The following is a 26672-nucleotide window of genomic DNA, read 5'->3' on the forward strand; positions in this document are numbered from 1 at the left end:
CTCTAACGGTCAACCCTAACTTGTTAAGCCGTGGTAGATTGCTAGGGGCGTCGCTTAAGGCCTAGTTGCTGACGAATATCCAAGGCACACTTGACGTGATCGGCGTTATAGTAGCACCAAGGGCGTATCGTAATGCGGTTTTGAATCAGTTTGAGGAGCCCGGCAGCCTTAGGCGCATCGTTGACCAGATAGAAGGCCATAGCGAAGTGGTTGTAGAAACAAGTGTTTTGCCACGAGTCTACTTCTTGGCTGAGCGGCATTGCTTGCGCGAAGGCAGCTTCTAACTCTTCACGGACGGCAGGCGATTTCAGATAAGCATCCGCTGCGTATTGATTGTTTTCAAATGCGGCATAATGCAGCCAGCGCTCGATGTGGGCGGCGGCGATGAGGGTTACGCCGAATGGGAAGTCTTCAGTTTGCGCGGCTAAATCCCGTGCAATCTCGAACATGATGTCATGGCTGCCAAACCACTTTTCGCAGGCTAAAGTGAGTAGTGCGATGCTGCCCGTAAGGAAGTCCGGGCACACGGTGTGCATTTGCCGATGGAGTTCGAAGACGTCCTGTAAGCCGATGCCGTATGGCTCACAGCCCAGTATCAACGCATAGGCAGGGAGGGGACTGTTTGGGGCAACTTCTGTTGCGTGATCGATGAATTCCCGCGTTTCGTAAAAGCGCTGGTAGTAATTCTCGTATTGCTTATTGGAGGTGTCTTGTGCACGGGCTCCACCTCGCGCATCCATGGCCAGACGGCTCAGTGTATAGGCTGTGACTACATTTGCCGTAGGGTTGTTTGGGGCAGACTGGTGGAAGGCCTTTATGCCTGGAGCGGCATCGAACGACTTTTGGCAAATGGTGTCGCAACAAAGGATTTGTTGCTCTGGATGCAAGGGCTCAAGCAGGGATGCTAGTTCATCCCATTTCTTGGCCTTGAATAAGGCAAAGCTCTTCGTGGCTTCAGGCAGTCCGAGTGTAATGTCGGCTTCAAATCGCTTCAAAAATTGCACGATGCTGATCTTTCAGCAAAAAGCATCGGGCGCCCAGTCTTTTTGTGATGACTTAAGCGAAAACGTGGCGCTCTACGGCTTTGTGTTTAGCCGTGGCCCTTGGAACCCGTGGCGACACGCTGCTCCAGCTTATCCCAGTTCTCACCGGTCACGCGGAAGGCGGCTGCAAAACCGAGCACCACGCGGCCACTGGTGGGTACGAGGCGAATCATGTGGAAGTCATTCATGCCGGCGAGCATGTCGATCATGCCGCCGAATTTTTCGCGGAAGGCATCGATCTGGACTTTGCATTCCTCGCTGTCGCGTGGGAGCTCTTCAGGCTTCACGGTGTAAGTGGCGCGGCGGCGGGCAAAGATCTGTTTGGCGGCGGACTCGTCTTCGATCAACATGACGCTAGCGGTGTTGCCGCCGCGCAGGTTGATCGTGTGGCGCGCCATTTCGCTGACGAACACGTAGAAGTTGCCCTGGGCGTCGCGCACATGCGGCACGTAGGAGGACTCCGGGGTGGGGGACGCTCCGCCGGTGGCGAGGATCAAGGATTGGGTGTTGGCGAGCAGCTCGGCGTAGTCGGCCTCGGCTGCAGAAATTGCGTCTTCAGTTACTGGCATGTCGATCAGCATGGCGAATGAATCTCATAAGGAAAGTCGAAAATGAGATTCATTCACGTTATGAGTGTTTCGTATGTGTAAGTCGTTGATGGCCAGCTCGAGTTAATAGTGAGAGCTACTCACTATTAAAATGCTCACGCGTTCACTTTATGTTTGGCGAATGAGGACGAGAGTCGTAGTGTTTTATTGATCACCAGCGTCCCGCTGGACCGATTGATTTGCCGTCGGCAAATGCCACTCCTCTGCGGCTGCTTGTCTAGAGACTGCGCCCCACCTTTCCACTCCAACTTGAACACTTATACACTTTACCCACCTACACACTTATGAACTTCCCCATCCAGCACCATCCGCCTTAGCCAGCACGCCGAGGTATCCCAGTCGACGCCATGCGGGGGCTTTCGAGTCGCCAGCGTGTGAGACTTGCGTCAACGGGCCCATTCGCCGCCGGGTAGGTGTGAAGTACCCGGCGCCCGACGCCCAATGTTGCCGCAAACCAACTCCTCGCCGGACGCCCTATGCCAGCCTGCCCAACGCAGCGTCAGACGTGTGAGCAGACGTATTTGCGTTGCTCCAGCCGGTGGCCCCTGAGCTGCCAGCGCCCACCTGCGCCTCGTTCCGGCGAGCGGGCGGGTAGGGCAGTGTTCTTTGATATTATTACAAGGTGGTTTTACCCCCCCCCCCGGCCCCCTGAGAAGGGCAATTTTGCTTTTGGGCGGGCGATGTGTTTGCCGTGGGCCAACTGATTCACGCTCTGAAATAACCGATTGCCATACGCTTATGCACAGTTACAATCCGGTTCAAAATTCTTACCTGCTATGGCTGATACTGAACTCTCTGCACCGCTGCGTCGTACACTACTGCTGAAAATTATCTCCAATAAGGAGCCGCAACCGGACGACGTCGATGACGTGATCGAGCTTACTTCGAGCAAAATTGTGGAGCTGCTCCAGGCTCAGTCGATGACATTTTACTTGGTGCAGGGGAGCAAGATTCGCTTCAAGCACGTGTATTATTCGCCCTCGCTTTGGGGCGATAATAAGGCCAAGGAGCAGGAATTTAACGAGAAGGAAAAGAAGCTCAAAGAGCTGGAACTGCCAGTGGGCACCGGCATCGTTGGCAAGGTAATCGAACGCGGTGAGCCGGCGTTTTTCTCGCTGTCCAAGGAGAACACGCGGCCAATGTTCAATATGGCCAAAAACACCGGCTTTGACGTGAATTCGATGGTCACCGTGCCCTTGATTGGCAGCAAGTGTATTGGCGCGATCCAGGTGCTCAACAAGGAGCCCGACGCGATCCACCCGGAGTTCCGTCGCGATGATTTAAAGGTGCTCGAAGAAGTTGCCGAATACACCGCGCCGCTCATCCAGCGCCTCATCGATCCGAAGTACGAGATGCCGGACGAGAAGCTGGCAATGTACATTGCCAAGTTTACCGACTCGCGTCTCGTGCTCGACAAGATGGAGCTCGAGCTTGACGAGAAGCTGCTCGAAGTCGTGGGCGAAGACCTGATCAAGAAAACGGGCGTGGTGCCGACCAAGAAGTTGACCCCGACCAGTGTCGCGGCGGTGATGATCAATCCCTACGACTATCACTCGCGTGAGGAGTTTGAGCGGGAGTCCGAGCTGCATTTGGAAGAGGTGATGGTCGCGCCGGAGTCGTTGATCAACGACCTGATGGGCGAGTATTTCAAGAGCGCCGCCGCGCCGGAAATGAAGACCTCCGATGACGAGGAAATCTCTGGTCTGGTCGACGTGATTGGGGCCGAATTTGAATCCGGTGGCGATCCGACCGGGGCTGGCGGCGGTGACCTCGAAGACGAGGATTCTGCGCCGATCATTACCTTGGCTAACCGCATTGTGGAAGACGCCTACGTGCTGGGCGCGTCCGACATCCACGTGGAGCCGCAGGAGAATGACCTGATCGTGCGCTACCGCATTGATGGTGTTTGCCAGGAAAAGCTGCGTTTGCCCAAACAGGTAGCCGGCGCCCTGAGCGCGCGCTACAAGATTATGTCTGAGCTGGATATTGCCGAAAAGCGACTTCCGCAAGACGGCCGTATCGTCTTTAAAAAATACACGAAGAAAAACATCGATATCGACCTGCGTGTTGCGACCGGCCCGATGAACTTTGGCGAAAAGATCGTCATGCGTATTCTCGATAAGACGAAGAGCGCCTTGCCGATCACCGCACTGGGCTTTTCGGATTATAACCTGGCCAAATACCGCGACTGTATCCGCCAGCCTTATGGGATGATTCTGCACTGCGGCCCTACCGGTTCGGGTAAGTCGATGACGCTGTTCTCCGCTTTGCGTGAAATTGCCACACCGGATATCAACATCCAGACGGCGGAAGACCCGATCGAATACACCATCCCGGGTATCAACCAAATGCAAATGCACAAGCAGATCGGGCTGACCTTTGCCCGTGCCTTGCGCGCCTATTTGCGTATGGACCCCGACATCATTCTGGTGGGGGAAATTCGTGACCAGGAAACGGCGGAAATCGCTGTGGAGGCCGCGCTCACCGGTCACTTGCTCCTCTCCACGCTCCACACCAATGACGCGCCGTCCACGGTGGCTCGTTTCACAGACATGGAGATCGAGCCGTTCATGATCTCCGCCTCGCTGCTCGTGGTTTGCGCCCAGCGTCTGATGCGCCGCGTCTGCAAAAGTTGTAAGGAAGAATACATGCCCGAGGGCAACGAGCTGGAGATCATGATGCGCGCCATGCCCGACTGGGAACCGCACCCGATTTTCCGCGCCTCGGAAAGTGGTTGTAAAGCCTGCGGTGGCAATGGGATGAAGGGCCGTGTTGGTATTCACGAGCTCATGCAAAACAGTGAGGACCTCGTTCGCGCGATTAACGAAGGCCGCGAAACAGCCGACCTCAAACGCATCGCGATGGCGACCGGGATGTATACGCTGCACCAGGATTCGATGCTCAAGGTAACTGAGGGCACGACCACTATTCTGGAAGCGGTTAGCACGGTGCCGCCCGATATTTCCGCCGCCGACCAGGAAGTTGCTAAAAAGCAGCAAGAGAAGCATCACGAGGACGAAGAGCGCCTCAAGGAGCAGGAAGCGTTGGACATCCGCAAAAAAGCTGAGGAAGCCGCCGCCGCCAAGCCAAAGCCGGCCTCAGTGGAAGACGACGAGGAAATGGCCAAACTGAAGAAGCTTGCAGAGTCTGCCGCCGAATCGACCGATGAGGACATCATGTCGGACATCGGGATGGACGACGATTTCGACATGGAGTCGAATCCGAATCCTGCGGCTTCCACGGATGATGACGACCTCGACGACTTCCTGCCGAAAGTCTAGCGGAAGCGATGGATAAGCAGAAAAAGCTGCTCTGAGGGCCAACGCCGTCCCCCCATTTTGCACAGCAAAATCTACCGGTCCAGCCGGAGGCTGGGTTATTGGGGAGGGGCGTCGGAGTGGGGGTCGGAGCCGAAGATGTGCATGAGGCTGTATTGCAGCTCTACGAACCAGTTGCCCACGGGATAGATGAGCAGAGCGGAGATCAGGGCGTCGACAAGTATGCGCTCGGTGTAGTATTTGCCGATTGCCAGGTCTGGTGCCAGTAGGATGCCCTGCACAAAGACCAGGAGGACATTGAGCAGCGCAATGGTCGTGAGCAGTTGGAAACGGCGAAAGCGCCTCAGTTGGCTGCTGAAATTTCGAAAAATCACGTAGCCGGTGCCTAGGATGATCAGGTAGGGCATGGCCGGACCGCCGTAGGGTGCTTGATAAAACAGGGCGGTGGCAAAGCAGAGCAGGAGCCCCCAGCGTGGTGGGGTGTGAAGCGCGGGCAGCAGGACGAGTAGCGCCGGCAGGCAGATATAAAAACCGGCCACTGAGGCCGCATCGTTGACCATGCGCAGCAGAATGATCAGCAGCAAATTGCAGATCAAAAACAGTGGCCAGCGCAGGTCAAATTCCACCCGACTCCTCCATCTCGGCGCGCTCGATGGCGAGCTCTTGTCCAAATGGGATAACAATCGCCACTTCGCGCAGGGCTGACAGTTGCGGGCTCAGGCGCACGGACCCTTTTTGAAAGTAGCCATCGGACCCCGGCTCAAGCGCGGTGATTTCGCCAATGGTCAAGCCTGCCGGGAAAATGCCGCCCAGCTCGGATGAGACCAACTTGCGCGGCTCGGTGGGGGTCACGTTAATGGTCGGCGGGACATTGAGCGCCTCACCGCGCGGCGGGCTGAAGGGCGGGTTGACGACGCCAATGTAGGTGACCGGCGCGGCCTCTCCCACTACGTTGGCCGCCATGCGAAACCCCGGGCTGCTGACGAGCTCGACGGTCGCGGTGTAGGCATGGACTTCGCGCACGCGGCCAACAACGCCGCCGTTGTAAATGACCGCCGCGCCGACCGGGATGTTGTAATTCTCGCCCTTGCGAATGATCACCTGATGCCACCAGGCGGATATGTCGCGCTGGGCCACGCGGGCGACTTCGTAGCGAAATTCGGGGCGGGAGGGGAGTTCCAGCAAGCTTTCCAGACGTGCGATTTCAGCTTCTTGCGTGAGGTTTTCCTGCTGGGCGATTTGGTAGCGGGAATTGAGGCGTGAAAGGTCGCGTCCGGCTTCAATAAGGTCGTTTTTCGAGCGGGTGCGCAGCGACCAGTAGGTTTGTAGGTCCTTCACGTAGCCCTGCACGGCGATCATTGGCGCCTGAAACTCGTAGAACGCATCCTGCGTGAAGCGCTTCACCACTACCGGCGTCAGCGTCCAGATCGCCAGAAAAATCAAAAGCAGCAAGATCGGCTTTAGCTGGCGAAGGAGTTTCATTCAGGAGAGGAAAAAGGGAAAAGATTAAAGGAAAATGATTTTATCATGATGCCGATAGGATACTCGCCTATATGGACATTCAAATAATGCCAATAGTCAGCGGAAGAAGGCTAGGGACTGTTTTCAAATTAAAGTTGTTGATGGCGGCATGGATTTTTTCAGTCAGCGAGGCGTCTGAGGTCGAATAGGCTGGAAGCCTTTCGGCCAGAAGACAACGAAGCTGATGGGAAAAAGCCATCCGGAGCCTGAACGGTTAAAATGAAAGGTCGCGGCGTTGGCTTTTTACTCACGCACTTCCAGTGCGCTTCGCTCAAGCCGCCTGGCGCTGCATTCATTTTCCCTCGTCCCATCAACAACTTTAATTTGAAAACACTCCCTAGAGTTCTCAAGCCCTTTAATCTTTTTCCTTTTTCCTTTAATCTTTGCGAGGTTCAGCTAGGCCGAATCACGCAACCACCAGCTCAGGTCCTGCAACACAATTCCCGTGCCATTGGCCACGGCGGACAGTGGGTCTTCGGCGAGGATCACGGGCAGGCCCGTGGCTTCGCTAATGAGCTTGTCCAGGTTGCGGATCATGGAGCCGCCGCCAGCGAGCACGATGCCGCGGTCGACGAGGTCGGCAGAAAGTTCCGGTGGGCAGCGCTCCAGCGCGGAGCGGACCACTTCGATAATCGAGTTGAACACATCGGCCAACGCTTCGCGAATTTCCTGCGAGGTGATGTGCAAAGTCTTCGGCAGGCCGGCTACGGAGTCGCGGCCTTTCACCTCCATGGTTAGCTCTTCCTCGAGCGGGTAGGCCGAGCCGACGCGGATTTTGATTTCTTCCGCCGTGCGCTCACCAATCATCAGGTTGTAGGCGCGCTTCATGTAGGCAATGATGGCGTTGTCCATCTCGTCGCCACCCACGCGGAGGGAGCGGGTAAAGACCACACCGGCCAAAGAAATAATCGCTACTTCCGTGGTGCCGCCGCCGATGTCCACAATCATGTTGGCGGCCGGTTCTTCAATCGGCAAACCAACGCCAATTGCGGCAGCCATCGGCTCTTCTAGCAGAAGCACTTCACGGGCACCCGCATGGATGGCGGATTCCTTCACCGCGCGGCGCTCAACTTCCGTGATGCCGCTTGGGACGGCGATGACCACGCGTGGCGGGACAAATTTGGTGTTGTGCGCGACCTTCGTGATGAAGTGGCGCAGCATGGCCTCGGTGATCTCGAAGTCGGCGATGACGCCGTCTTTCATGGGGCGCAGGGCCGTGATGTTGCCCGGGGTTCTCCCCAGCATGCGCTTCGCTTCAATACCGACGGCGCGGACTTTTTTCGTGTTGTTATAAACAGCGACGACGGAAGGCTCGCGAAGGACAATGCCCTTGTCGCGGACGAATACGAGGGAGTTTGCCGTTCCCAGGTCAATCCCGATATCGTTAGAGAAAAAGTTCAGCACGACCGATCTAGGCACGATTGGCGGGTGCTTGTCAAAAATAAACAACGGGTAAACAAGGGTTTAGGCAAAATATATACCCTATTTTCGAGGGGTGCGGCCTTCTGTGCCCGGTTTGCTTTTGGTGGGCAGTCCAAAATGTCGCCGGATGGAGACGCTTTTGAAGCGCCCTTTAAAAGCCCGCCAGACTGTCGGGGGCGTCTTCCGATTCGCGCTCTTGCTTGGTTTTGCTGAGATGTCGGTCGACCTCAAGCATGAAGACGGTTAGCGTGTCGCCATCCTGATTGGCGAGGACTTTACCGTCGGCTCGGTAGAAGTTTTGCGGGAGGAATGGCTTGTAATCCTTGTCTGGGTATTGGTCTTCGGGTAGCTTGCCACGTGCCCAGTTGCTGCTTTCCTGATTGCGCGCGAGCAGGCCGTTTACTTCCGCTTCGGTGATGCCCCCAATGTGGCGATAGGCTTCCAGAACGGACTTCCCCTTGTGATAAACCACGAAATACAACCAGCCAGCGGGGTTGTTGACCGGTTGGCCCGCATGGCGTCCACTTTTCTGGATCAATTGGCTTTCAAATGCACGATCATCGCCCACGACTTTGTAGTAAACGCCCACGGTCAAATCCAGGTTCTCGTGGACGGCCATTTCGCCTCGGTCATTCATGCCCATGAGCGCGTTTTTGAACTTGGCTTGGTTGAGGTAGTGGCGCATCAAATCTTCGTCATCGATAATGATACCACGATTGTCGCTGGTGACGCGGCGTTCGACCGTGGAGCGGCTCTCACCTATACGCGCATGCAGCGAGGCGCTGAAAATGACTAAGCTGATGAATAGAAGACTGAGGCGGGTGGGGGAGGGAGACATGGTGATTTCTTTAGCGGGATGAACTGGTTTTGGCAAGCATCTGCATGTTTCGGGGAAAGCGTTGACGCTGGCGGTAGGATGGGTTAAGTTCTGAGGTGTGGTTGAGAAACAAAGCAGTTGGAGGCAAGGATTGGCGGGCTATTGCCTGATCGCCGTTTCGACGACGCTTTGGCTTTTGGCACCGCTGCCGTGGTGGATTCCGGAAATCAGTTTTCTTTCGAAGCTCTTTTCAGGAGCACTTCTGATATCACTTGCCGAGCTCAGCTTCCACTCCGGTTTGCAATGCCTGGACCCCGAGGAGGCCGAGCACTTCCATCGCTGGAGCTGCCTCAAGCGTGGCTTCCGTCGGCTGATGCATCATTAGGCAGGCGCAAAAAAGCCCCCGGCGATTAACCGAGGGCTTTGGAAAATATTGCAAGCGACTAACTTTTGCAGTCGGCAGATTTCGATGCACGGCGCTTACGGTAGAGGAGCATGCAGCCCAAGCCTGCGAAGCCAGCCAGCGCAATGTAGGTCGATGGTTCGGGAATGACCGACGCTGCGCTAACGTTTAAAGTGACCGAGTCGAGATTACCGGGCGTTGTCCAAACATAGATGCCGGGCGTTACCCCAAGCGCAGCCACCGTTGTTGCTGACCAAGTGGTTGTCGAAGAAATGAATGTATTGCTCACGTAGCCGCTCGGCACTTCAAATTCACTAGAGGGGGTGTAGATGCCGAAGGCATCGCCGACGCCCGATGTCGCGAGTGTCGCTCCTCCTGTGCCAATGTCGCCTGGCCCGCTAATCCCGCTGTAAAACTCGCTTACCGTAGATACGGTTCTTAGCTCCAGTGACGATGGGTCCACGACGGCATTAAATGAGCCGCTTCCTGACGACGTGAGCCCGAGCAAGTTCAGTTGCCCGCTCATCGTCATCACCACATCACCACCGACCTCGGTCATATTGAGAACAATAGCGGCAGGAAGGTTACCCGCGATAAATAAAGAAATTGTTAGTAGGAGTTTTCGCATTGGGCATAAGTTATGTTATTCGAAGATTGGGTCAACTTTTTATGAGTGACTATTTGCCCTATTTTTCTGCGAGTTTTTGTGCCCAGTAGAGGCGAATCAAAAACCTACATACTCGCCATTTGCGGGCTTACCCACGAAAAAGCCCCCAGTGGCTAACTGGAGGCTTTGAAAAAATTGCGTCAATTACATGCCTTCGGGCAGGGCCTTGGCTTCGACGTTGGCCGTGATCTTGGCAATGGCCTCGTCGGCTGAGAATGTGCCTTCGATGCTCTTGCCGATGCGCGAGCGGATCGACACGTTGCCGGCTTCGGCTTCCTTCTCGCCGCAGACGAACATGACCGGGACTTTATCCATTTCCGCACGGCGGACCTTGGCGCCAAACTTCTCGTCGTGGCGGTCGACCGTAGCGCGGATGCCAGCGGCAGTTAGCTTGGCGAGGAGCTCGTTGGCGTAGTCGGCGGACTTGTCCGAGATCGGCAGCACGCGGATTTGCTCCGGCGAGAGCCATAGCGGGAAGTTGCCCGCGAAGTGCTCGATGAGCACGCCACAGAAGCGCTCCATGGAGCCAAACGGCGCACGGTGGATCATCACCGGGCGGTGCGGTTTGTTGTCCGGGCCAATGTAGCTCAGGTCGAAGCGGACAGGCAGGTTGTAGTCCACTTGAACGGTGCCCAGCTGCCACTCGCGGCCGATGACGTCCTTGACCACGAAGTCGATCTTCGGGCCGTAGAATGCAGCTTCGCCGGCCTCTTCGGTGAAGGGGACGTCGAGGGTGCGGGCGGCGTTGCGGCAAGCTTCTTCAGCCTTGTCCCACACGGCGCTGTCGCCGGTGTATTTGCCGGAATCCTTATCGCGCAGGCCGACGCGCACGCGGTAGTCCTGCATGCCCAAGGTGTTGAGGACGGTCTTTACCAGCGCCAGACAGCCTTGCACTTCATTCGCGACCTGATCTTCGGTGCAGAAGAGGTGGGCGTCGTCCTGAGTAAAGCCGCGCACGCGGGTCATGCCGTTGAGCTCGCCGGACTGCTCCCAGCGGTAAACGGTACCAAACTCAGCCAGGCGGACCGGCAAATCGCGGTAGGAGTGCGGCTGCGAGGCAAAGATCTTAATGTGATGCGGGCAATTCATCGGCTTGAGCATGAAGCCGTCCAACAGCTTGGTCGGGTCCATGACGCGGTCTTCGCCAATGGCTTCTGAGCCAACGCGCTCGTTGAGGTCGTCGCGGAAATGCGGGGCCACGGCTTCGAGGCGAGCGGTGAGCTCGGCGCAGCCGCAGCCTTCGTGGGCGACCTGCTCAAGCTCGTCGGGCATCGGAATCGCCGGGAATTGGGACTCCTTATAATACGGGAAGTGGCCCGAGGTCTTGTAGAGCCCCAGCTTGCCGATGTGCGGCGTGAAGACCTGGCTGTAGCCCTGCTTGCGGAGTTCCTCGCCAATAAAGTTTTGCAGCTCCTGGCGGAGAATCGAGCCATTGGGCGTCCAGAGAATCAGGCCCTGGCCGACGTCTTCATCGATGACAAACAGGCGCTGGTCGCGGCCGATCTTGCGGTGGTCGCGGGCCTTGGCTTGCTCAAGCGCTTCTAGGTAGTTGGCCAGCTCATCCTTGCTGGCGAAAGCCGTTCCGTAAATACGCTGGAGCTGCTTGTTTTTCTCGTCGCCGCGGTGGTAGGCGCCAGCGATGGAGAGTAGCTTGAAAGCCTTAATCTTCTTCGTGTAGTTGACGTGGGAGCCCGCGCAGAGGTCGATGAACTCGCCGTTGCGGTAGAAGGAAATCGCTTCGCCCTCTGGGATGTCGTCGAGGCGGCCGAGCTTGTAGCGCTCTTGTCCGCAGCCCTTGATGATCTCAATGGCTTCTTCGCGGGAGACTTCCTGGCGCTCAAACTTCTGGTTTTCCTTGATGACCTTCTTCATCTCGGCCTCGATTTTTTCGAGGTCTTCCGCCGTCAGTTTTTGGTCGAGATCGATGTCGTAGTAAAATCCGGTTTCGGTAGGAGGCCCAATGTCGAGTTTCGTCTCTGGGAAGAGACGCAGGATTGCCGTGGCCAACACGTGGGACGCGCTGTGCCGCAGCTCTTCGAGCGGAGTCATCTGGGCTTTCATGGTATTTTTGGGATTTTACGTTTCAGAAAAAGCAGGGGATCACAGACGATTCCATGCCCGCTGTCAACCTGCGTCATGCTGCCATTTGGCCCCAAATGGCATTTGACGTCGCTACTAGTAGGCGTCATGCTGGTGCTTATCTACCGGCTTCTATGAAAACACTTCTCTACTTCGGCGTCGCTTTTGGCGCATGGGCGTTGGCTGGTTGCAGCCAACAAGCTGTAAACTCTACGCCGACTGGCTTCGTCACGACATCCCTCGGTGATGCCGGAGACTTCACCATTAAGGATGCGAGTGCGCTCAAGGGCTACGATTCGGTCTATTTGGCGTCAGTGACCGCCATGCCTGCCAGTGGGGTGACTGCTGAAAACGCATCCGACGTTGAGGCGCTGGAGTTTGCCTTCGAGCAGGCCTTCAAATCGCAAATCGGCAACGTACTGCAGCTGGCCGATGCTCCTGGCGAGAAGACCCTCACCGCGAAGGTGGCAATCTCTCAGATCATCAGTAAAGCGCCAGACTTTAACCCGATGAGCAACAATCCGGCCGATATTTCAAACTCCTATGGTCCGGGCGCAGGAGTTGGCATGAATCCAGACTTGATGCGACGACAATTACAGGTCGCGGGCACCAGCATGTTCGTCGATAAGGTCAAGACCAAGGTCGAGTTTTCCAACGAATCTGGGGAGCTCCTGGCGCAGTTTGCGGACAACGATTTCGGAGCGGATATCGAGAGCGATCCGACCGGTGGCACCAGCATTCCCCGAGTCACGGAGGCGTTTTCCGCCTGGTGCTCAGAAATCAGCGCGCAGTTGGCGCAGGCCACCGGCAAGTGAGCTGAATTGCTTACGCGACGGGCTCGCGAACTGATTCTCGCGGCACAAGCTCGCCTTGCAGTCGAATCAGCGATGCGCTGCGGCTGGGCTCCTCTATGCGTTTGAGCAAGAGCTCCGCCGCGGTCTCGCCGATATGACGCGTGGGCTGGCGAATGACGGTCACGGCTGGGTTCACGCAGCGCGTCCACACCGGATCGTCGAAGCAGGCAAAGCCGACTTCATCCGGGATGTTGAGCCCTAGTTTCTGAACCGCACGATAGGCACCGGTGGCGAGCAGCGCGCTGCTGCAGATGAGCGCATCGGGCGGGTTGCTGGACGAAAGCATAGCGAGCGCGGCATCGTAGCCTTCGTTTTCAAACGCTGGGCAGCGGCGGACTTCATGCGCCGAAAGATTGTGCGCGGCCAAGGCTTCCTGGAAGCCGACTAAGCGTTCTTCCGCCGTGAAGCTGTTTTCGCCATATAGCCCGGCAATCTTTTGATGGCCGCCGGCGATGACGTGCTCGGTCAGTCGTTGCGCGGCCTCGGTGTTATCGATCAATACCGTGTCGAACTCATCGCCAGCGCGCCGGTCCACGGAGACAATGGGGATGTTCAGCTTATGCAGCGCTTTTAGCTTGGGCGCGGCCTTGCGGGAAGGGGAGATGATCACCCCGGCGACTTGCTCCTGGCTCATCAGCTCGAGGTAGCGCTCCTCCAGCACAGGATCTTCGTCGGTGTTGCAGATGAAGACGCTGTAGCCGCGCGTCCGAGCAAGCGTCTCCACTGCGCGCGCGAGCTCGCTGAAAAACGGATTCTGGATGTCCGAGACGATCAGTGCCAAGATGTGGGATTGGCTGTCGCGCAGGCGTTGGGCCACGCGATTGGGGCGGTAGTTGAGCTCGTCAATCGCGACTTGGATGCGCTCGCGGGTTTCTTCTTTGACGAAAGTTTTGTTCGACATCATGCGCGAGACGGTGGCGATGGAAACGCCGGCGCGCTGTGCGACATCTTTGATGCTAGCCATATTCAGAAAATAGGGAAAAATTACGAATTCGTGAAAACGTTAACATGAATATTGCCTGTTTCTTGAAATGTAAACGCTTAATTGTGCGCGGTTTAGTTAGTTTTGGGCATCGGTAGGCGATTTTTCTTGATGTTTCCCTGATGTTTGTATGAAATCGTTTACATGATGTTCGCGTTACCCTCAACCCCCGTCCCATCTCCCATGCTTGATTTATCTCCCGCTGACATTCGCCTGGGCGAATCCTTTGACTCGCGTGACGCTGCGATCCGCGCCGTTGCGCAACTCCTTCACGAGCAGGGTGCCGTCCAGGCCAACTACTCGGACAGCATGCTCGCCCGTGAGCGCACTGCCAACACCTACCTCGGCAACGGCGTGGCCATCCCGCATGGTCGCCCGCAGGAGGCGCACCTGATCAACGACACCCACGTGGTCCTGATCCAGGTTCCCGCCGGCGTGCCGTGGAAGGACGGCGAGCGCGCCAAGCTCATCTTCGGCATCGCCGCCAAGAGCGATGAGCACATCAGCCTGCTCGGCCGCATCACCACGATTACTTCAGATGAAGTCCTCGCCGAGCACCTCGCCAATACTAATGACCCGCAGGATATTATCCGCGCGATTTCCGTCGGAGCGCAGGGGAACGCGCGCTTCTCGGATGACAATTTTGATGGCGAGCGCATCATCGTGCCGTTCAGCAATCCGCGTGGTTTCCACCTGCGCCCGGCGAGCCAGATTGCCGAAGCCACCGAGCGCATGGACGGCGACATTCGCCTGGTCGCCAATGGCCGCGAAGCCGACGCCCGCAGCGCAATGAGCATCGTGGGCCTGGGCATTCGCGCTGGCAGCGACATCGAGATCCGCTCGGATTCTCCTTTTGCCGACGACCACTTGCGCCAGCTCAAGCGCCTCGTGGAAATCATCAACGACGAGCCGCAGGAAGCCGTCGAAGACGAGGGCCCGTCGGTCGATTGGAAGCCTGCCGACCTGAGCCACGCGCAAGTGATTACTGGCACGATGGCGGCACCCGGAATCGCGGTTGGTCCGGCCTTTCTGTGGAGCCAGCTTTCGGCCGCGCCGTCCGAGCGCAAGCGCGGCGATGTGGCGTCCGAACGGGACGCCTTGAAAGCCGCCATTGCCAGCGCCGAGGAAACGCTCCGCGAGCTATCTGAAGACGCTTCGATGAACAAGGTGCAGCGCAATCTTTTCGAAGCGCACGCCACGATGCTCAGCGATGAGATTTTGCTGACTGAAGCTTCCGCGCAGATCAATGAACGCGTCGATGCGCTTCAGGCTTGGAACACCGTGCTCGCGAAAAAAGTTTCCCAACTTGAGTCTCTCGCGGACAAGCACCTCGCCCAGCGTAGCATTGATTTGAAAGACGCCGGCCGCCGCGTGAGCCGCATCTTGTCCGGTGCCGAAGAAGTTTCGTTGGCGAGCCTCACGACGCCGTCGATCCTCATCGCTGACGACCTCGAACCGTCCGAAGCCGCGCAGCTTTCGCGCTCGAAAATTTGCGGCATCTGCCTACGCGAAGGCAGTCCCAATGCGCACTCCGCCATCGTGGCCCGTTCGCTCGGCATTCCGATGGTCGTGGCCTGCGGTTGGCCGCTTGAGCAAGTTGCGGCGGAAGACAAAGTGGTCCTCGACGCCTCGGGCGCGCGGATGATTCTTCACCCGACCGAAGAAGATGTCACGAGCGCCAACGAAGTGATCAAAACGCTCGATGCGCAGCGTCAACGCGCGTGGACGGATCGCTTTAAGCCGGCTATCACGCAAGACGGCATGCGCACGGAAGTTGTGGCAAACATTGCCCGCGTCGCTGAAGCCGAAGAAGCCGTCCAAGCTGGAGCCGAAGGCGTGGGGCTGGTCCGCACGGAATTTCTCTTCCTCGACCGCGAGCACGCGCCGAGTGAAGACGAACAATACGAATGCTACCGCGCGATGGTGGACGCCCTTGGCGGTCTGCCGATGGTGCTCCGCACAATCGACATCGGCGGCGATAAGCCGGTGGATTACCTCGGTTTGAGCGAGCGCGATTTGTCCTTTCTCGGACTGCGTGGCATCCGCATCGGCTTGGCCCGCCCAGACATTATCAAGACGCAACTGCGCGCAGTATATCGCGCCGCCAAGCATGGCCCGATCAAGCTGCTTTTCCCGATGATCGCGACGTCCAATGACTTCCGCCGCATCCGCAACATTGCCGAAGCCGTGCGCAAGGAAGTCGATGGCCCGCGCATTGATTTGGGCGTGATGATCGAAGTGCCGTCCGCCGTGATCATGGCGACGGAGCTGGCCAAGGTTGCTGACTTTTTCTCGGTGGGCACGAACGACCTCACGCAATACGCGCTGGCCGTCGACCGTACCCATCCGCTGCTCGCCAAGCGCGCGGACAGCCTGCATCCGGTCGTGCTGCGTCTTATCCGCCAAGCCGCCGAAGCCGCACATGCGGAAGACAAATGGATTGGCGTTTGTGGTGGTGTCGCAGCCGATCCGCTCGGCGCGCAAATCCTCGCCGGGCTCGGAGTCGACGAGCTCAGCATGCCGCCTGCGACAGTGCCTGCGATCAAGGAAAAACTCCGTCACGGAAACTTCCACGACTTGCAGCAGCTGGCTAAGCGCGCGCTTGAGCAAGAAGATGCCGTCGCCGTGCGCCTGCTCCCGATCACTTAAAACGCTCAACTCTACCCGACCATGAATTTATCTGACATCACCACCATCACGCTCAATCCGGCGATCGACCAAACCGTCTTCGTGCGCGACTTGCAAGTAGGCCAAGTCAACCGCGCCTCGGAGTCGCATCTGCAAACAGGGGGCAAAGGCGTCAACGTCGCGACTATGCTTTCGCTTAGCGGAACAGTCGCCGCGGTGACGGGCTTTCTTGGCCTTGCGAACGTTGACATTTTTGAAAGCCATTTTCGCAAACATCGCCTGCACGACCACTTCATTCGCGTGCAGGGAGCGACTCGCACCGGCATCAAAATTGTCGACACGCAGGCCGATGAAAATACCGACGTCAACCTGCCCGGGCCGATCATCGACCAAGCGCATCAAGACCGCTTGCTCGACCGCCTGCGGAAGATCGCGCTGTCCGGTCGCTGGTTTGTTTTGGCTGGTAGTTTGCCGCCTGGTGTAGAGCCAGAATACGTCCGCGAAATCATTAAGGCGCTCCGCTGCGCGGGTAGCCGCATCGCGGTGGACACCAGTGGCGAAGCCCTGCGCGTTGCGCTCGATGAAGGCGTCGATTTGGCCAAGCCCAACCGCGACGAACTGGCGGAATATTTAAACGCCGACTTGAGCAACTACCGCGAAGCGATGGACGCGGCGCAAGAGCTGCAGCGCTCGAAGATTCCGAATCTCGTCGTCTCGATGGGCGGGGAAGGCGCCTTGTTCCTTACGCCGAACGCCCGCCTGATGGCCAGTGCGCCGCATGCAAAAGTAGTCAGCACTGTTGGCGCGGGTGACTCGCTGCTCGCCGGATTTTTAAAGGGCCTCATGGCCAACGCATCGCCCGCCGACTGCGCGCGCCTGGCAACGGTGTTTGCCTGGAATCGCCTGGAGTCGCTGACGCCACACCTGCCGTCTCACGACGAACTCGAAGATCAGATGCGCCTCATCAGCGTGCAGCCGTTGACCGCCTTTGAATCCAAGGCTGCCCAAGTTTTTAATTAATCACAACCCCTCAACCCCAACTCCTTACCTCATGAATTCAATTCTGGTTATCCTGCAATCTTCGGAGAAATCTCCGGTCGCCCGATTGGCGGCGGCGGCGGTGGAATCCGAAGCAGCGCAAAACGAACTCAACGTCACCGTGGTGTTCGATGAGCGCGACCCGGCGGAAGTCTTCGCCGAGCAATCCGAGCGCCCGTCTGCCGTGGTGCTCGCCGCGCCTTACAGCCCTGAAATCAGCACCGATCTCGGCGCGCCGCTGACCACGGTGAGCCTGGCAAACCTCGCCCGCGAGACCGCGCAAGTTTTGCGCAAAGCGGCTCCTTCGCATGCCCGCACAGCAGCGCCGGTTAAAGATGCGACGACAGCGCAGGTGCCCGCGAAAAAGTTTTTGGTTGGCGTGACTTCGTGCCCGACCGGCATTGCGCACACCTTCATGGCGGCCGAGGCATTGCTCCGCGCCGCGAAAGAACTCGGCTACGAAATGAAGGTCGAAACGCGCGGCTCTGTCGGTGCGAAGAACGAACTGACCGAAGACGAAATTGCGCGCGCTGACGCGGTGATTGTCGCCGCCGACGCCAACGTGGAAACCGCGCGTTTCGCTGGCAAGCGTCTGCTTGAAACCGGCACCAAGGCCGCGATTAAAGACAGCGTTGGGCTCATCAAAGAAGCGCTCGCATTGGAATACTCTGCATCGCAAAGTTCGAGCGTAAAGACGCCAGCGCGCAAGCCGCGCAAGGGCGCCTACAAGCATTTGATGACGGGTGTTTCGCACATGCTGCCGCTCGTGGTGGCCGGTGGTTTATCCATTGCGTTGGCCTTTGCGATTGGCGGTGTTTATGCGGGCGATGATGAAGGCTCGCTGGGCTGGGCGTTGATGCAGATTGGCGGATCGTCGGCCTTCGCGTTGTTCATTCCGATCCTCGCGGGCTACATTGCATTTTCCATCGCCGACCGACCGGGGCTGACTCCGGGTCTCGTTGGCGGGATGCTCGCAGTGCAAGTTGGCTCGGGTTTCCTGGGCGGTTTGGCCGCGGGTTTCTTTGCCGGCTACCTCGCGCTGTGGCTCAATAAAAGCATCAAGCTGCCCGAGAGTTTGGAGGGCTTGAAACCGGTGCTAATCTTACCGCTACTGAGCTCGCTGATCGTCGGCCTGTCGATGATTTACGTGATCGGGCCGCCGGTAAAAGTGATCCTCGAAACGATGTCCACTTGGCTGGGCGGCATGCAGCAAGGCAGTGCGCTTACGATGGGCTTGATCCTCGGCGGCATGATGGCCTTCGACATGGGTGGCCCGGTCAACAAGGCGGCTTACACGTTCTCGATCGGACTCTTGTCGGCTGAGATTTACGGACCGATGGCAGCAGTGATGGCGGCCGGCATGGTGCCTCCGATGGCCTGTGCACTGGCCGCAAATATTGTCCGCGATCGCTTCTCCAAGGAAGAGCGCGAAGCCTCGAAAGCGACTGGCTTGCTCGGGCTATCTTTCATCACGGAAGGGGCGATTCCCTACGCGGCGGCGGACCCACTGCGCGTGATCCCCTGCATGGTGTTGGGCGCTGCGGTAACGGGCGGCTTGTCGATGTATCTCGGCTGTCAATTGATGGTTCCGCACGGCGGCATTTTTGTCCTCGTGATCCCGAATGCGATCAACCACGTGGCCGCTTATCTTGGCGCAATTGTCGCCGGCACAGCGGTGTCGACGCTGGCACTTTGCATCGCAAAGCGTCCAGCACGCGTCGCCAATACTGATCCTGTTAGCAAAGCGACTGCCGCCTAAAAAACTTTTGCTCGCCGAGTTCATTAACTTGGCGAGCCAACCCCCAATTAACTCCAAAAATATACCCTCAAATGAAAACGTTTACATTAGCTTGTGCTGTCTCCATCACTGTTTCTTCGGCGCTGACGCTGAATGCCTACGAAGATTACGACCCATATCAATACCACGACCGTCTGACCGGCAATTGGGGAGGGCTTCGCACTGAATTATACGACGACGGTGTCGAGCTCTTTGCTTATTATAATGCCATCATTGCGTCGAATGTCTCGGGCGGCATTCGCAGTGAAACTAACTACGCGGGCGACTTGTTTGCTGGCATGCAGCTCGATATGGAGAAGCTCGCCGGATGGGAAAACTGGAACTTCCAGATCTCGGCCATTGACCGCCACGGTAGCGACATCACCCCCGCGGTTGGCAGCCAATACAGCGTTATGCAGCTCGTAGGCGGACAGACGACGTTCCTCTACAACGTGACGGCGGAGAAGACCTTCTTCGATGGCGACCTGTCTTTCAAGGCGGGGCGCATGACGGCGACGGACGACTTCGTGGGCTCGCCGTTTTACAGCTACTCGCTGAACAACGCCGTCAACGGGCAGATCCGCGCCGTGCTGTTCGACGGCGTGATGACCTCGTATCCGTTCGCCGTTTGGGGCGGGCGCGTGCAGGGAATTGTGGACGACGAGCACACCTTCCGCCTCGGCCTCTTCCAACTGACTCAGGAAATGTGGGATCCTAGCAACCACGGCATCGACTTCAGCATCGATAGCGGCGATGGCGTTTCGATCTTCGCGCAATACGACTGGACGCCCGAGCTCGACGGCAAGCCGTTCCGTTTGTTCGCCGGCCTCAACCAGACCTTTGCTTTCGACATGCCGCAGTTTGGCAGCACGAATACGACGGACGAATTTACCCGCTTTTATGGCGGCGTGGATTACCAGGTCTATCGCGAATCGCCGGACCGCGACGAGGGGCTGACGCTGTTCCTGACCTTTGCCTACACCGACCAGGAAGATGTGGCGATCATGCCGATCCAGTCCAGCTTCGGCGCGCACTACAAGGGCCTGCTGCCGAATCGTCCCGACGACCGCCTCGTGACGTTCTTCACCTATGGTCAGTTCAGTGACGACTACTCGGATTCGCTTGTCTCCGCCGGGGGCAGCAGCGTGGACAACGAGATGGTGCTCGAAGTCGGCTACCGCATCGCGGTGACTGACTCGGCCTACATTCAGCCTGACTTGCAATACGTCATCAACCCGGGCGGCACGGGCAACATCAGCAATGCGACGGTGCTGGGCATCCAGTTTGGCGCGAGTTTCTAAGAGGGCGTCTAAAAAGTCTGATCGAGTCGGCGAGATGTATTCGAGAGGAAAAATTTCGGCTTCTGAAGCGAGGCGAAACCAGTTTCGTCGAGGTGAAGAAACGGAATTTTGACCTCGAAGACGCCCTCCGGCGAAGGTCAATTGAGTTTTTAGACGTCCTCTAAGTTTCATTTCCGGAGTTATCCAATGGGTGGATAATGCCACTGGCCCGCATTGATTCGTCAATGCGGGTCTTTTAGTAGCCGAAATTGCGAGGAGCTGGCGGCGGAAATTACTTAATTCTACGCTGGCCAGAGCGTGGAAAGCTGACAGTCTGCTTGCTCCAAAACGTAAAGCAGCAGCCATGATTGTCCTCAACGATCTCAAACTCGCATACGGCGAGAAAGTCATTTTCAACGAAGTTAACGCCACTATCGGAACCCGCGACCGCATTGCCCTGGTCGGGGTGAATGGCTCGGGCAAATCCACCTTTATCAAGGTGCTCCTTGGTCAGACGGAATTCGACGGCGGCCAGATCGAAAAGCCCGGTTACGTGTCCCTCGGCTACCTGCCGCAGGACGGCATTGAGGCCAAGGGCAAGACGCTTTACGAGGAAGTCGAAACGGCGTTTGCCGACGTGCTCAAGCTGCAGGATAAGATCAGCGAAGCCGAAGAGCAGATGTACACGATGGACACCGAGGACCCGGCTTACTACGACCTGATCGACGCCATTGGCGAGTGGGAGCAACAGCTCGAAGAGGCCGAGCCAGCCAAGATGAAGTCCCAGATCGAGCGCGTGCTCCAAGGGCTTGGTTTTTCGATGGCCGACATGGCTCGCCAGACCGATGAGTTCTCCGGCGGTTGGCAAATGCGAATCGCGCTGGCCAAGCTATTGCTCAAAAAGCCGTCGCTCCTGCTGCTGGACGAACCGACTAACCACCTGGACATCATTTCGCAGAACTGGCTCGAAAAATACCTGATCGGCTACCACGGCGCGCTGATGGTGATTTCGCACGACAAGGCGTTTTTGAACGCTGTTACGAACTACACCTACGAGCTCAAGTTCGGCAACCTGAACACCTACAAGGGCAATTACGATTTCTACATGGAGCAGTCCGCTCAGCGCCTTGCCACGCAGCGCAAGAAGGCGGACAACCAGAAGAAGGACATCGCCCGCCAGAAGGAATTCATCAACCGCTTCCGCTCCAACCAAAAGAAGGCGAGCATGGTGCAAAGCCGCCTGAAGCAGCTCGACAAGATTGAGCGCGTCGAAGTCGAGCGCGAGGAGAAGAAGATGTTCTTCCGCTTCCCTGAGCCGCCGGCCGCGAGCCAAAAGGTGGTCGAGATCCACGACATCTTTAAGTCCTACGGCGACATCAAAGTCTTCAAGGGCCTGAGCCTTCGTATCGACCGCGGCGACCGCATTGCAGTGGTCGGCGTGAACGGTGCCGGTAAGTCCACCCTGGCGCGTATTCTTGCCGGCGTAGAGCCGATTGAATCCGGCGAAATCGATCGCGGCGTGAACACCGTCACCGGTTACTTCGCGCAGCAACAGGCCGAGGAACTCGACCCGAAAAACACCGTGCAGGAAGAAGTCGAAAAATCGATCGATCACGCGACGAACCCGGACGCGAATCCGCGTGCGGCGCTCGGCGCGATGCTCTTCAGCGGGCAGGCACAGCAGAAGTCAATTAGCGTGCTTTCCGGTGGTGAGCGCAACCGTGTGGCCCTCGCCAAGATGCTCATGAAGCCTGCGAATTTCATCATTCTTGACGAGCCGACTAACCACTTGGACATCCGCAGTAAGGAAGTGCTCCAGGACGCGATTAAGCTCTTCCCGGGAACGATGATCCTCGTGAGCCACGACCGTGACTTCCTCGACCCCGTAGTGACCAAGGTGCTGGAAATCAGCCCCAAGGGCAGTCGTTTGCTGACCTGTAACGTCAGCGAGTACATCGAGCGCATCGAGGCCGAAGCCGAAGAAAACGGCTAGGCCCGCGACCGTTTTAATCGACGGCATTTGCTGACTAAACGGCGCTTGGGCTCGACCAGCCACAAGCGCCGCTACGCATTAATTTTGGCAACAGTCTTCGCCGCCGGAGCAACCGCCGCATTCGCCACCGCCACAACCACCGCCGCAGCATTCGCGGAGCACGCGCTGGCGCTCGAATGACTGGAAGTTGTGCGTGTCGATGTCGAAGCGATGCACTTCCTTGGCCGTGATGGTGATCTCTGTTTCGCTAAAATCGATCTGCATCGGCACGGTGCGCATTTGCTCGATGTCGATCAGGCTGGCTGCTTCGTAGGGCTCGATGTTGGTGTAGGTTTCGCCTTCTTCGGACGCTACGCAGATGCCGGTGTGGACCGTTTTCAGCGAGAGCAGGGCGCCCTCCGGGCTGAACTGCACAGAATTCTGATCCGCGTTCATGCCGAGCATTTCCGGGTCGGAGGCTTGAATGATGCCAATGGGCGTAATGAGCTCCGCCATGCCCGAGGGCTCGACCGAGCGCACAGCGCCGTTTTCGTAGAGAGAGAAGCCCGTGCGGACATTCATCGGGCCAACCGGCGTTTCGATACGGATGCGTTCGCCCGGCCAGAGGGTCAGGGATTTCAGCGCGCCGCTCGGATAGAAGTTCAGGCTGATGATTTTTGCGCTAAACTTGCCCACCGGCAGATCAAAATCGAGCACTTCGGCGAGCTGGCCTTCCTGCTGCTCCGACCAAAAGCCATCGATCTGCCCATTGAGCGGGAACAGGCGGTTGATCTTGCCGTCTTCGAAAAAGGTGACGAACTCCGCTTTAAATTCGCCCATCGGCGTTTGCAGCGGCATGGCTTGATCGAGCGCGGCGCTCTTGAGTTGGCCGCTTGGATAAAAGCTCAGCGAGCTGCGGTGCTTCTTCTGGCGTTCGCCAAACTCCGCCTCACGGTATTTGGGGATGATTTCGCCGACTGGAGTCTGAATGCGGTTCTCTTTGTTCAAGATGCACGACTTGGGGCTACCGTCCGGGTAGCTCAGGGAATTGACCACTCCCGAAAGTTCTCCATATGTTGATTCCATTACCTTCATAGCGCGTGTGATGCTGCATAAACCACACCGCATTCGTGCCGAAGTCCGATTGTAATGGCGTTATTAATGCCGCTGTGCGCCTTTAGTAGAGGGGCTTTCGCGTGATGATGCGCGCAAATACTGACTGACCGCCAGCGCATGATCTACGTTCATGCAATGTGTGGAATCTGGCAGTGTTTGGGTGCGCTAATTCATGATATGATTAAGGGCAATATGCTTCATATACACTTGTCTTTGTCGGGCCGTCCATTATTCTTAAATCATGCTAAAGCACGGGGAAGATTATGTTTCGATAGTAAGAATATTACTCCTGGTTGATCGGACTTCAGAGCGCAGCGGGATACAGCGAGCGTTGCTGGAATTTGAGCCTTCTCTGATTGAGATTGAGGTGGCAGAAACATTGGCTGATGCGCTCAGGACCATTGAGCATGATTCATCTGATGTTGTCGTGCTAGACTTCGACCTCTGGAAACTTGCCAGCCAGGCAGACCGGGAAGCCCTGACGCCGTTGCAGATTCCCATTGTCATACTGGTTGAGCCTGGGGAAGCGGAAGCGGCAATGCGCGCCATCGGCAGCGAGAAGCGAGCCTACCTGAGCAAAGGCGCATACAGTGAGGCGCAATTGAGGTCTGAGATTCAGCGGGCAATGGCTTATCAGTGCCAGTCTGAAAGCGACGAAGCCGAGGTTACGGATGAAGGGGGGCAGCCGCTAGGTAGCCTGGAGAATCTTATTTGCCAGCTTTTTAAGTCATTTACGGATGGCGTGGTGATTCTCGATCAAAAGAACACCGTGCTTTGCGCGAATCCCAAATTCCAAACGATGCTGGGGATCTCTTTGGCGGATCTCGTGGGCAAACGCGCGCCGCAGGGAATCGTCCGCAATAGCGACCAGGAGATCCAAATCCAGCGCCAGGATGGGTCGAGATGCCACTTGGAAGTTTTTTCGTCTGAAATTAAATGGAATAGGGCGCCAGCTTATTTGGTAACCTTGCGCGATATTACACAGAGTAAGCACAACAACCTGGAACTACGGCTATTCCGCACACTTATTGACCACTCTTCTGACGCGTTGGAAATACTCGATGAAGATGGCCACTTCCTCGACATGAATAAGACCGGACTGGAACGGCTGGGCTATACATTGGAGGAAATCAGGAATCTGCGCATTCATGATGTTGAAGAGTCCCTCACCGACGATGAGTGGCGTCAGCGGATGCATGATTTGAAGAGCGCCTATCGGCGAGGGCTGTTTCGGACGCTGACTGAAGTCCACGTCAAGAAATCGGGCGAGGCATTTCCGGTTGAAGTGAGCGTGAGCTACGTTGATCTGGATCAACCCTATCTGGTCGCAGTCGTGCGTGATATCACCGAGCGTAAAAAAAATGAGGTCTTGCTCAAAAGAGACGCCGAAATTCTTTCCCGGCTGCACTCCGCGATCGTCGTCTGCAATCCCGACCATGAGATCATTTATTGGAACGAAGTGACCTTGAGCCTATTTAATCGCACAGCCAAAGAAATCATGTCCCTGCAGCTCATGGATTTAGTCTCCCGGGATGGGGCCAGTCAGATCCAGGACTGTTTCCGCCAGATTGCACTGGGCAAGAATGCGGAATCGCAATTTGAGCTGAAAATCAAGGGACAACACATCTGGCTGGGCGTGCATGCCTATTCGTATGAAGATGATGGCGTGGGGAAATGCAGCAGCATCTTTGTTTTTACTGACCTAACTAAGCACAAAGACTTGGAGCAGCAGCTCATGCAGGCGCAGAAAATGGAAGCCATTGGGACACTGGCCGGAGGGATCGCCCATGACTTTAATAACATCATGGGCGCGATTCGCGGCTTCTCTGAGTTGGCGTTGCGGCGCGCCGGTGATCAAGCCAGCCGAGACTATTTGGAGCGGGTTGTTTCATCCTCCGAGCGGGCGACCAGTTTGATTGATAAAATCCTCACTTTCTCGCGTAAGCATACGGACGTGCGCTACCGCATACAGCCTGCGGAAATGGTTCGGGAAAGCACGGATTTACTCCGGGCAACCATTCCCACCACGATCAACGTCCAGCTGGATATACAGGATACTCGCTCGCAAATCGAAATCTGTCCGGACCACATTCAGCAGATTATCCTCAATCTCGGGACGAATGCGTTTCATGCGCTTGAAGAGCGCTTAGGGACTTTATCCGTCGAGCTAAAGAAGGTGGATCTTACTTTGGAAGAGGTGTCTCTGCCGATGAATATACCGCCTGGCGCCTACCTGTGCCTTTCAGTGAGCGACACCGGTGCGGGCATTCCGCCAAGCGTCAAAGAGCGTATCTTTGAGCCATTTTTCACGACGAAAGAACAGGGCAAAGGCACCGGCCTTGGGCTGTCGACCGTTCATGGCATCGTGCAGCAAAGTCATGGCGCGATCAAAGTGGAGAGCGAGGTCGGCGTCGGGACGACATTCTCCTGCTTTTTCCCCATCGTCGATTGTGGGGGGGCAGAAATGAAGAGCGCCCCTATGCTCGATTTGCCCGGCCAGGGCGAGCGCGTTTTATTGGTCGACGATGAGATGACGCTGCTCCTGCTCGGTCGCGAAATGCTCTCAGACTTGGGGTATGAGGTCGAGTTGTGCTCCGATTCGATTGAGGCGCTCAGCGTGGTCATGAATGCGGCGAATCCCTTTGACTTGATCATCACCGATCAGACCATGCCTCGCATGACGGGGCTTGAGCTGGCGAAAGAGATTCACATTCGATTGCCGCAGCAAAAGATCATCATTGCGACTGGCTACTCAAGCACTTTGACTCTTGAGAAAGCCAGGGAGGCCGGCGTTAGCGTGATCATCAAGAAGCCGCAGTCGATATCTCAACTCAGTCAAGTGTTGCGCGATGTTCTCCAAGGGGAAATCACCGAACCGCGTTTCTACCCGCATATTGCATGAACTGGCCTAAGAGGGCGTCTAAAAACTCAATTGGTCTTCGCCGGAGAGCGTCTTCGGGGCCAAAATATCATTTCTTCATCTCGACGAAATAAGGCTCGAACCGGGTGTCTTTCCCTACTAGCGACGTTGGCTTTTTCGCAAAACCCACACCAGTGTTCTCAAAAAGAACCGCTGCTGTACTGAAGCAACAACAGTGGCTGTACTTGGTCGACAATCGATGCTGTACTGGGGAAAGAACCGAGCGGTTCTTTTCGAGTTTCCTACGTAGGCTTTTGGGAAACAACC

Annotated in this window: 18 protein-coding genes; 8 read left to right on the forward strand and 10 right to left on the reverse strand. The window is 56.9% G+C overall.

The features are described from left to right. Nucleotides 1-41 precede the first annotated feature (41 nt). Together RBB62_RS05130 and RBB62_RS05135 are read right to left on the reverse strand one after the other, a co-directional pair. On the reverse strand, nt 42-995 hold the full coding sequence (locus tag RBB62_RS05130) for a hypothetical protein (RefSeq protein WP_309397659.1): 954 nt from the start codon (nt 993-995) through the stop codon (nt 42-44). A 95-nt stretch (nt 996-1090) separates the two neighbouring features. After that, a complete protein-coding gene (locus RBB62_RS05135) occupies nt 1091-1612 on the reverse strand; it encodes a HugZ family pyridoxamine 5'-phosphate oxidase (protein WP_309397660.1) in 522 nt (173 codons plus the stop codon). An 815-nt stretch (nt 1613-2427) separates the two neighbouring features. Between RBB62_RS05135 and RBB62_RS05140 the strand changes: the two genes are divergently transcribed. Then, nucleotides 2428-4932, forward strand: coding sequence for an ATPase, T2SS/T4P/T4SS family (locus RBB62_RS05140; protein WP_309397661.1), 2505 nt, complete (start codon nt 2428-2430; stop codon nt 4930-4932). A gap of 95 nt (nt 4933-5027) precedes the next feature. Here the strand turns inward: RBB62_RS05140 and RBB62_RS05145 are convergent, their stop codons facing one another. From RBB62_RS05145 to thrS, 6 genes are all read right to left on the reverse strand, one after another. Beyond that, nucleotides 5028-5513, reverse strand: a complete 486-nt coding sequence (locus RBB62_RS05145; protein WP_309397662.1) for a hypothetical protein — start codon at nt 5511-5513, stop codon at nt 5028-5030. Between the two features lie 31 nt (nt 5514-5544). Beyond that, complete coding sequence (gene mreC / locus RBB62_RS05150) at nt 5545-6411, reverse strand: rod shape-determining protein MreC (RefSeq protein WP_309397663.1); 867 nt, start codon at nt 6409-6411, stop codon at nt 5545-5547. A 435-nt stretch (nt 6412-6846) separates the two neighbouring features. Further along, entirely contained in the window at nt 6847-7869 is a 1023-nt protein-coding gene (locus tag RBB62_RS05155) for a rod shape-determining protein (protein WP_269537462.1), read from the reverse strand. 154 nt (nt 7870-8023) lie between these two features. Further along, complete coding sequence (locus RBB62_RS05160) at nt 8024-8710, reverse strand: hypothetical protein (protein WP_309397664.1); 687 nt, start codon at nt 8708-8710, stop codon at nt 8024-8026. Between the two features lie 422 nt (nt 8711-9132). Then, the gene (locus RBB62_RS05165; protein ID WP_309397665.1) at nt 9133-9720 is read right to left on the reverse strand and encodes a PEP-CTERM sorting domain-containing protein; all 588 of its coding nucleotides are present in this window, start codon (nt 9718-9720) and stop codon (nt 9133-9135) included. Nucleotides 9721-9903: 183 nt separating this feature from the next. Beyond that, a complete protein-coding gene (gene thrS, locus RBB62_RS05170; protein WP_309397666.1) occupies nt 9904-11820 on the reverse strand; it encodes a threonine--tRNA ligase in 1917 nt (638 codons plus the stop codon). 152 nt (nt 11821-11972) lie between these two features. Between thrS and RBB62_RS05175 the strand changes: the two genes are divergently transcribed. After that, entirely contained in the window at nt 11973-12653 is a 681-nt protein-coding gene (locus RBB62_RS05175) for a DUF3313 family protein (protein ID WP_309397667.1), read from the forward strand. A gap of 10 nt (nt 12654-12663) precedes the next feature. Here RBB62_RS05175 and RBB62_RS05180 read toward each other — a convergent pair whose 3' ends face one another. Next, nucleotides 12664-13656 (reverse strand): LacI family DNA-binding transcriptional regulator, encoded by a 993-nt coding sequence (locus RBB62_RS05180; protein ID WP_309397668.1) that lies wholly within the window; start codon nt 13654-13656, stop codon nt 12664-12666. Nucleotides 13657-13857: 201 nt separating this feature from the next. On the opposite strand from RBB62_RS05180, the gene ptsP reads away from it, so the two are divergent. The 5 genes from ptsP to RBB62_RS05205 all read left to right on the forward strand — a co-directional run bounded on the left by ptsP (nt 13858) and on the right by RBB62_RS05205 (nt 22390). Continuing rightward, complete coding sequence (gene ptsP / locus RBB62_RS05185) at nt 13858-16323, forward strand: phosphoenolpyruvate--protein phosphotransferase (RefSeq protein ID WP_309397669.1); 2466 nt, start codon at nt 13858-13860, stop codon at nt 16321-16323. A gap of 21 nt (nt 16324-16344) precedes the next feature. Further along, nucleotides 16345-17322 (forward strand): 1-phosphofructokinase, encoded by a 978-nt coding sequence (gene pfkB / locus RBB62_RS05190; protein ID WP_309397670.1) that lies wholly within the window; start codon nt 16345-16347, stop codon nt 17320-17322. 31 nt (nt 17323-17353) lie between these two features. Further along, nucleotides 17354-19099: a PTS fructose transporter subunit IIC gene (locus tag RBB62_RS05195; protein WP_309397671.1), complete on the forward strand. Its 1746-nt coding sequence runs from the start codon at nt 17354-17356 to the stop codon at nt 19097-19099. Nucleotides 19100-19170: 71 nt separating this feature from the next. Continuing rightward, entirely contained in the window at nt 19171-20418 is a 1248-nt protein-coding gene (locus tag RBB62_RS05200) for a carbohydrate porin (RefSeq protein WP_309397672.1), read from the forward strand. A 343-nt stretch (nt 20419-20761) separates the two neighbouring features. Beyond that, nucleotides 20762-22390, forward strand: a complete 1629-nt coding sequence (locus RBB62_RS05205; RefSeq protein WP_309397673.1) for an ABC-F family ATP-binding cassette domain-containing protein — start codon at nt 20762-20764, stop codon at nt 22388-22390. Between the two features lie 78 nt (nt 22391-22468). Here the strand turns inward: RBB62_RS05205 and RBB62_RS05210 are convergent, their stop codons facing one another. After that, complete coding sequence (locus tag RBB62_RS05210) at nt 22469-23455, reverse strand: hypothetical protein (protein ID WP_309397674.1); 987 nt, start codon at nt 23453-23455, stop codon at nt 22469-22471. 271 nt (nt 23456-23726) lie between these two features. Between RBB62_RS05210 and RBB62_RS05215 the strand changes: the two genes are divergently transcribed. Then, nucleotides 23727-26387 (forward strand): PAS domain S-box protein, encoded by a 2661-nt coding sequence (locus tag RBB62_RS05215; protein WP_309397675.1) that lies wholly within the window; start codon nt 23727-23729, stop codon nt 26385-26387. Nucleotides 26388-26672 lie beyond the last annotated feature (285 nt).

It is taken from the genome of Cerasicoccus maritimus (assembly GCA_031296935.1).
Taxonomy (GTDB): Bacteria; Verrucomicrobiota; Verrucomicrobiia; order Opitutales; family Cerasicoccaceae; genus Cerasicoccus; species Cerasicoccus maritimus.

Bases quoted from the DNA above. Each gene is read 5' to 3' on its own strand.
- pfkB (WP_309397670.1), top strand. From the start codon at position 16,345: ATGAATTTATCTGACATCACCACCATCACGCTCAATCCGGCGATCGAC.
- RBB62_RS05215 (WP_309397675.1), top strand. From the start codon at position 23,727: ATGCTAAAGCACGGGGAAGATTATGTTTCGATAGTAAGAATATTACTC.
- RBB62_RS05160 (WP_309397664.1), bottom strand. From the start codon at position 8,710: ATGTCTCCCTCCCCCACCCGCCTCAGTCTTCTATTCATCAGCTTAGTC.
- RBB62_RS05200 (WP_309397672.1), top strand. From the start codon at position 19,171: ATGAAAACGTTTACATTAGCTTGTGCTGTCTCCATCACTGTTTCTTCG.
- RBB62_RS05165 (WP_309397665.1), bottom strand. From the start codon at position 9,720: ATGCGAAAACTCCTACTAACAATTTCTTTATTTATCGCGGGTAACCTT.
- RBB62_RS05180 (WP_309397668.1), bottom strand. From the start codon at position 13,656: ATGGCTAGCATCAAAGATGTCGCACAGCGCGCCGGCGTTTCCATCGCC.
- RBB62_RS05195 (WP_309397671.1), top strand. From the start codon at position 17,354: ATGAATTCAATTCTGGTTATCCTGCAATCTTCGGAGAAATCTCCGGTC.
- mreC (WP_309397663.1), bottom strand. From the start codon at position 6,411: ATGAAACTCCTTCGCCAGCTAAAGCCGATCTTGCTGCTTTTGATTTTT.
- RBB62_RS05140 (WP_309397661.1), top strand. From the start codon at position 2,428: ATGGCTGATACTGAACTCTCTGCACCGCTGCGTCGTACACTACTGCTG.
- RBB62_RS05175 (WP_309397667.1), top strand. From the start codon at position 11,973: ATGAAAACACTTCTCTACTTCGGCGTCGCTTTTGGCGCATGGGCGTTG.
- RBB62_RS05135 (WP_309397660.1), bottom strand. From the start codon at position 1,612: ATGCCAGTAACTGAAGACGCAATTTCTGCAGCCGAGGCCGACTACGCC.
- thrS (WP_309397666.1), bottom strand. From the start codon at position 11,820: ATGAAAGCCCAGATGACTCCGCTCGAAGAGCTGCGGCACAGCGCGTCC.
- RBB62_RS05205 (WP_309397673.1), top strand. From the start codon at position 20,762: ATGATTGTCCTCAACGATCTCAAACTCGCATACGGCGAGAAAGTCATT.
- RBB62_RS05210 (WP_309397674.1), bottom strand. From the start codon at position 23,455: ATGGAATCAACATATGGAGAACTTTCGGGAGTGGTCAATTCCCTGAGC.
- ptsP (WP_309397669.1), top strand. From the start codon at position 13,858: ATGCTTGATTTATCTCCCGCTGACATTCGCCTGGGCGAATCCTTTGAC.